The organism is Micromonospora sp. NPDC003944 (assembly GCF_053605225.1).
In genome coordinates, this window is the sequence record NZ_JBSGIV010000121.1 from 1 (window position 1) to 8,348 (window position 8,348).

At 70.7% G+C, this 8,348-nt stretch carries 8 protein-coding genes and 1 pseudogene; 4 read left to right on the top strand and 5 right to left on the bottom strand.

Annotated elements, in window-relative coordinates:
* A pseudogene (locus ACWER9_RS31295) lies at positions 1 to 294 on the top strand (hypothetical protein); the annotation flags it as partial.
* A 103-nt stretch (positions 295 to 397) separates the two neighbouring features.
* Here the strand turns inward: ACWER9_RS31295 and ACWER9_RS31300 are convergent.
* The gene (locus ACWER9_RS31300; RefSeq protein ID WP_452305239.1) at positions 398 to 1,828 is read right to left on the bottom strand and encodes an MFS transporter; all 1,431 of its coding nucleotides are present in this window, start codon (positions 1,826 to 1,828) and stop codon (positions 398 to 400) included.
* Between the two features lie 82 nt (positions 1,829 to 1,910).
* On the bottom strand, positions 1,911 to 2,147 hold the full coding sequence (locus tag ACWER9_RS31305) for a hypothetical protein (RefSeq protein ID WP_030491902.1): 237 nt from the start codon (positions 2,145 to 2,147) through the stop codon (positions 1,911 to 1,913).
* 147 nt (positions 2,148 to 2,294) lie between these two features.
* Between ACWER9_RS31305 and ACWER9_RS31310 the strand changes: the two genes are divergently transcribed.
* Together ACWER9_RS31310 and ACWER9_RS31315 are read left to right on the top strand one after the other, a co-directional pair.
* Positions 2,295 to 3,455 (top strand): geranylgeranyl reductase family protein, encoded by a 1,161-nt coding sequence (locus tag ACWER9_RS31310; protein ID WP_452305240.1) that lies wholly within the window; start codon positions 2,295 to 2,297, stop codon positions 3,453 to 3,455.
* A gap of 88 nt (positions 3,456 to 3,543) precedes the next feature.
* The gene (locus ACWER9_RS31315) at positions 3,544 to 3,717 is read left to right on the top strand and encodes a hypothetical protein (RefSeq protein ID WP_357356788.1); all 174 of its coding nucleotides are present in this window, start codon (positions 3,544 to 3,546) and stop codon (positions 3,715 to 3,717) included.
* A 54-nt stretch (positions 3,718 to 3,771) separates the two neighbouring features.
* Here ACWER9_RS31315 and ACWER9_RS31320 read toward each other — a convergent pair whose 3' ends face one another.
* Positions 3,772 to 5,562 carry a bifunctional metallophosphatase/5'-nucleotidase gene (locus ACWER9_RS31320; protein ID WP_452305241.1) on the bottom strand — a complete coding sequence of 597 codons (1,791 nt, stop codon included), beginning with the start codon at positions 5,560 to 5,562 and terminating at the stop codon, positions 3,772 to 3,774.
* 186 nt (positions 5,563 to 5,748) lie between these two features.
* On the opposite strand from ACWER9_RS31320, the gene ACWER9_RS31325 reads away from it, so the two are divergent.
* Positions 5,749 to 6,651, top strand: a complete 903-nt coding sequence (locus tag ACWER9_RS31325) for an SDR family oxidoreductase (RefSeq protein ID WP_452305242.1) — start codon at positions 5,749 to 5,751, stop codon at positions 6,649 to 6,651.
* Positions 6,652 to 6,772: 121 nt separating this feature from the next.
* Here the strand turns inward: ACWER9_RS31325 and ACWER9_RS31330 are convergent, their stop codons facing one another.
* Complete coding sequence (locus ACWER9_RS31330) at positions 6,773 to 7,432, bottom strand: nucleotidyl transferase AbiEii/AbiGii toxin family protein (RefSeq protein WP_452305243.1); 660 nt, start codon at positions 7,430 to 7,432, stop codon at positions 6,773 to 6,775.
* Positions 7,429 to 7,770, bottom strand: coding sequence for a hypothetical protein (locus ACWER9_RS31335; protein WP_452305244.1), 342 nt, complete (start codon positions 7,768 to 7,770; stop codon positions 7,429 to 7,431). The genes ACWER9_RS31330 and ACWER9_RS31335 overlap by 4 nt, the downstream gene beginning before the upstream one ends.
* Between the last annotated feature and the right edge of the window lie 578 nt (positions 7,771 to 8,348).

Sequence of the window (8,348 nt, forward strand, 5' to 3'; positions counted from 1 at the left end):
AGCCTGCAGGAGTCGAAGCTGGAGAACCTCGGCCACCTCGGCGACGCCAACGACCACGACTCGCTGGGCCTGTTCCAACAGCGCCCCACCAGCGGTTGGGGCACCCCGGAACAGATCACCAACCCCGAGTACTCCACCACCGCGTTCCTCAAGGGCCTCAAGCAGGTCGACGGGTGGCAGGACATGCCGCTGACCGACGCCGCGCAGACCGTGCAGGTGTCGGCGTACCCGGACGCCTACGCCCAGTGGGAACAGCAGGCCACCGACCTGGTTGCCCAACACTGGAACAGCTGACCACCAGCACCGCACGCACGACCGCACAGCAAGACCACCGCACAACACCGACCGCAGGCCGGCACCCCCGCAACCCGGGGTGCCGGCCATCGGCGTACCCCGGTCAGTTCTTGTGGTTGTGGCTGCGCCAGATGTCGATAAGCGCGGCGACAAGCGCGAGCGCGATGATGCCGGTGGCGAGCATGAGGGACTTCTCGAAGGCGTTGGTCCAGTCGCCGCGGCTGTCGGCAAGCGTCGAGAAGAAGAGCGAGCCGACGGCGGCGATGCCGGCGGCGGCGCCGATCCGCTGGCCGGTCTGGAGCATGCCCGCGCCGCTGCCCGCCTGGTTGACCGGCACCTCGGCGAGAGTGATCGTCTGGTTGGGGGCGATCACCAGGCCGCTCCCGATGCCGGCGACGAGCAGCGGGCCGGTGGTGACCCAGGGTGCCGGGGCGTCCGGCGCGAGGTGCAACGCGATCACTGTTGCGGCCAGTCCGACGACGACGGTGAGCAGGCCGATGGCGACAAGTGGTCGGCCGAAGCGGTTGACGATGCGTCCACCGAGCACGGAGGCGGCCGCCGAGCCCAGGGCGAAGGGGGTGATGGCCAGGCCGGCGACGAGCGCGCTGTAGCCGAGGCCCATCTGCAGGAACAGGGTGAAGATGAAGAAGATCGCGGTGAAGCCGCCGAAGTAGACGAGCGCCAGGATCGACCCCAGGGTGTACGACTGGAGGCTGAAGAGTCGAAGGTCGAACAGGGGCTGGTGCTGGCGGGCGTAGTGCCGCTCCCACAGCCCGAAGGCGACAAGCACCGCAAGGCCGGCCGGAATGAGCGCCCACTTCCAGGGGGTCTGCCACTGCTGCTCCTGCACGAGTGGCAGCAGGAGCAGGACCACGCCGATGCCGAGCAGCAGGACGCCGACGGGGTCGAGTCGACGCCAGCCGGGTTGACCGCTGGGGCGGCCGGGCAGCAGCCGCCAGCCGAGGACCACCGCGAGGACACCGACCGGGACGTTGACGAAGAAGACCCAGCGCCAGCCGTGTTCCTCGCCACCGACGGCGATGAGTAGCCCGCCGAGCAGTGGTCCGACGGCTGTGGAGATACCGATGGTGGCGCCGAGCAGCCCGAACGGGCGGGCGCGTTCGGGCCCGCGGAACAGTTCCTGGATCAGCCCGATGACCTGCGGGTTGACGATGCCGGCGGCGGCGCCCTGCAGGAGCCGGGCGATGACCAGCCACGTCGGGGAGGTGGCGAGGCCGGCGAGCGCACTGGTGACGGTGAACAGGGCGATGCCGAAGACGAACGCGTTGCGTCGGCCTCGGGCGTCGCCGAAGCGGCCGGCCGGGACCAGCGCCAGGCCGAAGGTGAGCGCGTACCCGGAGAGGATCCACTGCAGGTCGCTCGACGACGCGTGCAGTGCCCGGTCGATGGAGGGTACGGCGACGTTGACGATGCTCACGTCGAGCAGCGTCATGAACGCGGCGACGAGTCCGACGCCGATCGCCTGCCAGCGTCGTCGGTTCTCGGCCGGTGTCACCGTCTGGGCCGCGCTCATCGTGCCCCCCGTCGACAGTTGGTCACGCATGGGTGACCGCTACCCAGGTCTTCGGGGGGCGAACCGTTCCGGCTGGCGCAGGTCACGCCATCTGACGGGCGCAGAACCGCGGACCGAAGTCGAGGCCGGCCATCGGTGAGTCCTCGCGGTGCAGCAGGCCCTTCTCGGTGAGCAGGTGCAGGGGGCTGCCCACCTGCTCCTCGGTCAGCCCGGACTCCTCGGCGATCAGGTCCGGGTAGGGCACCTGCCCGCGTGCCTCGAGGGTGGTGACCGCCTGGTACACCCGTTGCTCGGCCTCCGACAGTTGGACCTGCTGCATGGTTCCTCCTCTGCTCGTCCGCCACTGCGGTGGCGGTTGCCGTGCGCCGGTTACCCCCTCGGTGCCCGAAGATGCGCACCCGATCGGAGGGTCGCGACGACGGGCGGGTCCGGGTGTCGCGGCGGGGCGGTGCCCTAGGCTGCTTTCGTGATCATTTGGGATCTCGTCGTCGTCGGTGCTGGCCCCGCGGGGCTGTCCGCGGCGCACGCCGCTGCCCGTGCGGGCCTCTCCACGCTCGTTGTCGAGCGGGCCGTGCACCCTCGGTACAAGACCTGCGGTGGTGGCCTGATCGGCACCTCCCTGGCGGCCGTACAGGACCGGATCGAGGTGCCCGCCCACGACCGGGTGGACCGGGTGACGTTCACCCGCGACGGTCGTCGGGAGTTCACCCGCCGCAACGACGGCCCGGTGGTGACGATGGTGCGCCGCGAGGAGTTCGACGACCGGCTGCGCGCGGCGGCGGTCGCCGCCGGCGCGCAGCTGCGGGAGCGGGTCGCGGTCCGCGCGATCGAGCAGGATCCTGAGGGGGTACGCCTGCGGCTGGCCGACGGTACGACGATCGCGGCTCGTGCGGTGGTCGGGGCGGACGGCTCGTCGGGGGTGACTGGCCGGCACGTCGGTGTCCGGTACCGGCAGGTGGATCTGGGTCTGGAGTTGGAGATCCCGGTGCCGCCGGCCGAGCAGGAGCGGTGGCGGGGTCGGCTGCTGCTGGACTGGGGCGACATGCCGGGCTCGTACGCCTGGGTGTTCCCCAAGGGTGACCGACTCACCGTCGGTGTGATCGCCGGTCGGGGCGCGGGGGAGGGGACCCGCGACTACCTGCGGCGGTTCGTCGACAGGTTGGGTCTGACCGGGTTGCCGGCGGAGCACGACTCCGGCCACCTGACCCGGTGTCGCACGGAGGACTCACCGCTGCGCAACGGCCGGGTGCTGGTGGCGGGGGACGCGGCGGGGCTGTTGGAGCCGTGGAGCCGGGAGGGCATCAGCTTCGCGTTGCGTTCCGGCGAGTTGGCCGGTGCGGCGGTCGCGGGCGGTGACCTGGCCGGGTACGAGCGGGCGGTGGCCGAGCGTCTGCTGCCGGAGATGCGGGCGGGGTTCCGGCTGCTGGACGTGTTCACCCGCCGCCCGGACGTGTTCCACGCCCTGTTGGCGACGCCTCCGGGTTGGCGGATGTTCGTGCAGTTCTGCCAGGGGCGGGCGAGCTTCGACGAGATGCTGCGCCGTCGCCCGATCCGGGCCGCCCTCGCGGTGCTGGACCGGCTGCCCCACCCGTCGCGCCAGCCCACCACCGGTCAACCAGGATCCTAGGATGCCTTACAGGGTGTGCGCGTGGCTACTGGCGGCGAGCAACCCGACCGTCGGACAATCGCGGCAGGGGTAGGCAGAGGAGGCGCTGATGGACGAGCAGCCGTTCACCGACGACGAGTACGCGTTTCTGCGCCACGCGCGGTTCGGGGAGTTGCCGCCCGCCGTCCGTCCCGACGAGCGGGTGGCCCTGACCGAGACCGATCCCGGACGGGACCGGCCGGAGGAGTCCGACGACCCGATCCGCTGGAACGTGCAGGGCTGAGAACGCGCGACGGGCCGCGGGTGTCGTCACCCACGGCCCGTCGACGCTGTGCGGTCAGAAGACCGGCACGCCCTCGCGGACGAGACGCCAGTTGGGCGTGAAGAAGTCGGCCGGGTCTATCGTCCCCCTGGCCTGCGCCCAGTCGATGAGCAGTTGGCGGATCTCCTGCTGCGCGTTGTAGACCTGGGTCTTCACGATGCCGGGGAAGTTGCCCCCGCCGCTGCGCCGGTAGTTGTTCACCGCCACCACGAACTGGGCGTTGTCCGCCACCGGGGTGTCGGTGCCGGCCAGCACCAGGCGGGTGATCCGCTGCCCGACGGGCTTGGAGATGTCGATGTCGTAGTCCAGGCCGGAGAACACGTCGTAGTTGTAGTCCGGCACGGCCGGGTCACTGATCTGCTCCGGGTCGACCGGGGCGCCCGGCGCGAGGGTGCGGAAGAACTTCGCCGAGTACTCCAGGTACGCGCGCACCTCGGCGCCGCTGAGCACGACCGCCTCGAGGGTGTTGTCGTACACGTACAGGCCGGCCACGTCGCGGATCTTGACATCGCCGGCGGGGAAGACCGCGGTACGACTGAACGGCGCCGCGATCGACAGCACCGGCAGGTCCGCGTACGCGGTGCCGGCGAGCGCCGCGCCGACCACCTCGGTCTGCACGTGGTTGATGAAGTCCAGGATCGGGGTGTCCACGTACCGCGACTGGGCCGCCGACAACTCGACCGTGGACGTGGCGACGACCTGGTTGACGTACGCCACGGTCTTCTGGTGTTGGGCCCGCACGGCCGCGAGCACCTTCGGGTCCTCGACCACCGTGTTGGTGTTGAGCATGGTGGCGGCCTTCTTGGTGATCGTCCACCGGCCACGCTCGCGGGCGAGGGTGAAGTCCATCCGGGTGAGCCGCTGGCCCCACTTCGACGGCTCGGAGAGCAGCACCTGCGTGCCGGTGCGCTCGTTGGTGACGAACCGCTCGACCACCTCGTTGTGCGCGTGACCGAAGAGGATCGCGTCGATCCCCGGCACCTGCTGGGCGATCAGCGCCACCGGGTTCTCGTTCGGCAGCTCGGGGCCGTAGCTGGAGGTGCCGCTGTCACCGCCGTGCGCGGAGATCAGCACGAGGTCCGCGCCGCGAGCCCGCATGATCGGCACCCACGTCGCGGCGGTCGCGATCATGTCGTCGAAGCGCAGCTTGCCCTCGACGTTGCCCTTGTCCCAGATGGCCACGCCGGGGTTGGTCAGGCCCAGGATGCCGACCCGCAGGGTCGGCGCGCCGAGACCGAGGGAGACCTTCTTGATGACGTACGGCAGGAAGGCCGGCTTGCCGGTCTTCGCGTTGATCGCGTTCGCGGCGAGCGCCGGGAAGCCGAGCTGACGGATCCACAGGTCCAGCAGCGGCAGGCCGTAGTTGAACTCGTGGTTGCCGAGGGTCACCGCGTCGTAGTCGATGACGTTCATCGCCCGTGCCATCGGGTGCTTCTCCCCGGTGGCGGTGATCGGCTCCTGCTTGGCGTAGTACGTGGCGAGGGGCGTGCCCTGGATCGTGTCGCCGGCGTCGAGCACCAGCGTCGCCTTGCCGCGCCGCTCCCGGCGGATCTGGTTGATCAGGGTTGCCAGCTTCGCGACGCCGATGTCGTTCTGCTTGCTGTCGTCGTACTCGGCGTCGCGGTAGTAGTCCCAGTTGTAGACGTTGCCGTGCGTGTCCGACGTGCCCAGCAGGGTGAGGTCCCAGGTGCGCGGCCGGGGCCTACCGGCCGCCTGCGCGGGCGCGGCGGCGATCAGCGGGGTCGTCGCCGCGGCGGCCGCGGCGACGAGCACCTGGCGGCGCGACGGGCCGGAGGGAGAGGTCATGACGTGCCTTTCCATGGGGGTGGACGCGCCTCGTGAGCGCCTTGGGCACCATAACCAGCACCTGACACTCCCGCCACGCCAGCCCCGACCGGTGCGGCGGTTTCCGCTTGCCGACCCGGGGTAGGGCGGTCGGGGACGAGTTTCGCGGGAGAGCCCCCGCTTCCCAGGCGACGCGAGGAGACATCGGTGAGCGAGGACCAGCACACCCAGCAGGACCCGACCAACCAGTACGGGGGGCAGTCCGGTCAGCCCACCCAGCAGCAGTCGGCGCCCGGCTCGACCGGGGAGATGACCCCGAGGCCGGACCACGGGGAGGACTCGTACCGGGGCAGTGGCAAGCTCGACGGCAAGCGGGCGCTGGTCACCGGCGGTGACTCGGGGATCGGCCGGGCGGTCGCGATCGCCTTCGCACGGGAGGGCGCGGACGTGCTCATCTCCTACCTCGGCGAGGAGGAGGACGCCGACGCCCGGGAGACCGTCAGCCTGGTCGAGGCCGCCGGCCGGCGGGGCGTCGCGGTACGCGGTGACATCACCGACGAAACGCACTGTCAGGAACTCGTCGACCGGGCGGTACGCGACCTGGGCGGGCTCGACATCCTGGTCAACAACGCGGCGTACCAGATGTCGCAGGACAAGGGGATCCTCGGGATCAGCACCGAGCAGTTCGACCGGGTGTTCAAGACCAACCTGTACGCGATGTTCTGGCTCTGCAAGGCCGCCATCCCGCACCTGGCCGAGGGGGCGGCGATCATCAACACGTCGTCGATCCAGGCGTTCGACCCGTCGCCGCAGCTGCTCGACTACGCCACCACGAAGGCGGGGATCGCCAACTTCACCAAGGCCCTCGCCGTCGACCTCGCCGATCAGGGCATCCGGGTCAACGCGGTCGCCCCGGGCCCGGTGTGGACGCCGCTGATCCCGGCCACCATGCCGAAGGAGAAGGTGGAGCAGTTCGGCACCGACACCCCGGAGGGCCGGCCCGGGCAACCGGCTGAGCTGGCCCCCGCGTACGTCTTCTTCGCCTCGCAGGAGTCCAGCTACGTGACCGGCGAGATCCTGGGCGTCACGGGCGGTCGACCGACCAAGTGATCGTCGTCGGGCGGGCATCCGACGGGTGCCCGCCCGACGCTCCGCAGTCGTCGGCGTGCCAGGTCGGCGCGGCCTGTCGGTGTTTGGCTTGTCGGCGCGGTGTGTTCGAGTGGGTCGGTGTTCAGCGTGGCCAGGCGGCGAAGCGTTGCCGGACCCTGGCGATGTCGGCGGCGCCCAGGCCGTACCTGCCGAAGCGCTTGTCGGACAGCCGGTCCAGGTAACGGCCGGCGGCCCGCACGTCGTCCGGGTCCAGCGCGGGGTCGACCTGCCGTGCCAACACCAACAGCTCGGTGACGTCGTAGTGGTCGAGGGCCGCGGCCACGTCGATGAAGTCACGAGCCTCGCGCCGGTTGACCAGGGCCGCGATCTTGTTCGCCACCAGGTCACGGACGTCCATCACCGGGCCGAGGTCCATCACCACGGGGCTCTGCTGGCGGTCCAGCCGGGCGAGGCTGAGCCGGATCTGCCGTCCGTCGCGGCTCACCACGAAGTCCTTCATGTCCTGCTCGTACCCGTCGAACAACTCGGCCAGCTCACTGTCCGGGTCGGCGTCGCTGACGATGAACCCGGCCCGCTCCAGGGCCACCCGCACCCCGGCGGAGGCGGCCGCTGCCGCACCCTCCACGTCGGCGAAGAGGTCGACGTCCTCCGTCGGCCGGGCCACCAGGCCGTGCGCCGCCCACGCCACCCCACCACCCAGCACGAACCGGTACGGCCCGGCGGCGGCCAGCGCCACCCGGGCCACCTCCCGGTAGAACTCGTGCAGATGAGGCGCGATCACGCCGCGCGCAGGCCGCGGTGCCGGGTCTCCCACGCCTGGCGTACGCCCCGAGGCAGGTTGAGCAGCCGCCACACCCGACGCAGTGTCCGCCCGTTGATCAGAGCGCGTAGATCGTCGGCCCGGGTGGTCTCGCGAAGCACGTTCTCGTACAACCAGAGCAGCTGGTCGGGGTCGCCGAGGTCGAAGGTCCGCTCGGCGTTCCACATCAGTCGTACCGGCAGTTCCACCACGCCTCGGGTGGGGCCGACCAGCTCGGCGAGGGTTCTCGCCACCACGGCGGGACGACCCGGTCGGGCCAGGAGGGCCACGCCGGTCGCGGTGGGGGAGACGGCCTGCATGGTGTCAGGGTAACGCCCACCGGGGCCGGTGTCGCTCAGGACGACCCCGGCATGCTGCTCCAGGCGCCTCGGCAGGGCCCTGGTCGGGCAGCCGTGTGCCCGTCTTGCGGCCTTCTGCGTGGTGGGCTCGTTCGTGATCGACTCGGCTTTCTTGACGTCTCGGGGTCTGATCGTCCGCGATCCCCCGATTTCCGTGACGCCGAGTGGATCAAGCCTGTCCGGGTGGTCTTAGGGTCGCTCGCGGGCGTGCCGTGTGGGTGGTTTGGCCAGTTGTGGGTGCTCTGGGTGGTGACCGGGCGCACTCGTGGGTTGGAATCGTGGCCGGGGCGGGGTCGTTACACATCCTGACGATCGCAGCACCACCGACCCGCCGCCCCGCTCTCGCGGGGGCCTGTCGTTGGTGGGAATGGCGGCCTCCGCCCGGTCGTTACTCAGGGACCCGGCGCCGCGAGCCCTCCGCTCGTGAGGTCGCCGACCCCTCAGACTTTTTGTGCAGCGCCGGACGAGGTGCTCACACCCGTTGTAGGTGTGCGGGTGTCCTTACCCCCGAAGGAGCTTCCCCCTCATGACCACGATCT

What these genes read in the sequence shown, in the direction of transcription:
- ACWER9_RS31300 (WP_452305239.1), bottom strand. Translation starts at nt 1,828, where the DNA reads ATGAGCGCGGCCCAGACGGTGACACCGGCCGAGAACCGACGACGCTGG.
- ACWER9_RS31305 (WP_030491902.1), bottom strand. Translation starts at nt 2,147, where the DNA reads ATGCAGCAGGTCCAACTGTCGGAGGCCGAGCAACGGGTGTACCAGGCG.
- ACWER9_RS31315 (WP_357356788.1), top strand. Translation starts at nt 3,544, where the DNA reads ATGGACGAGCAGCCGTTCACCGACGACGAGTACGCGTTTCTGCGCCAC.
- ACWER9_RS31320 (WP_452305241.1), bottom strand. Translation starts at nt 5,562, where the DNA reads ATGACCTCTCCCTCCGGCCCGTCGCGCCGCCAGGTGCTCGTCGCCGCG.
- ACWER9_RS31335 (WP_452305244.1), bottom strand. Translation starts at nt 7,770, where the DNA reads ATGCAGGCCGTCTCCCCCACCGCGACCGGCGTGGCCCTCCTGGCCCGA.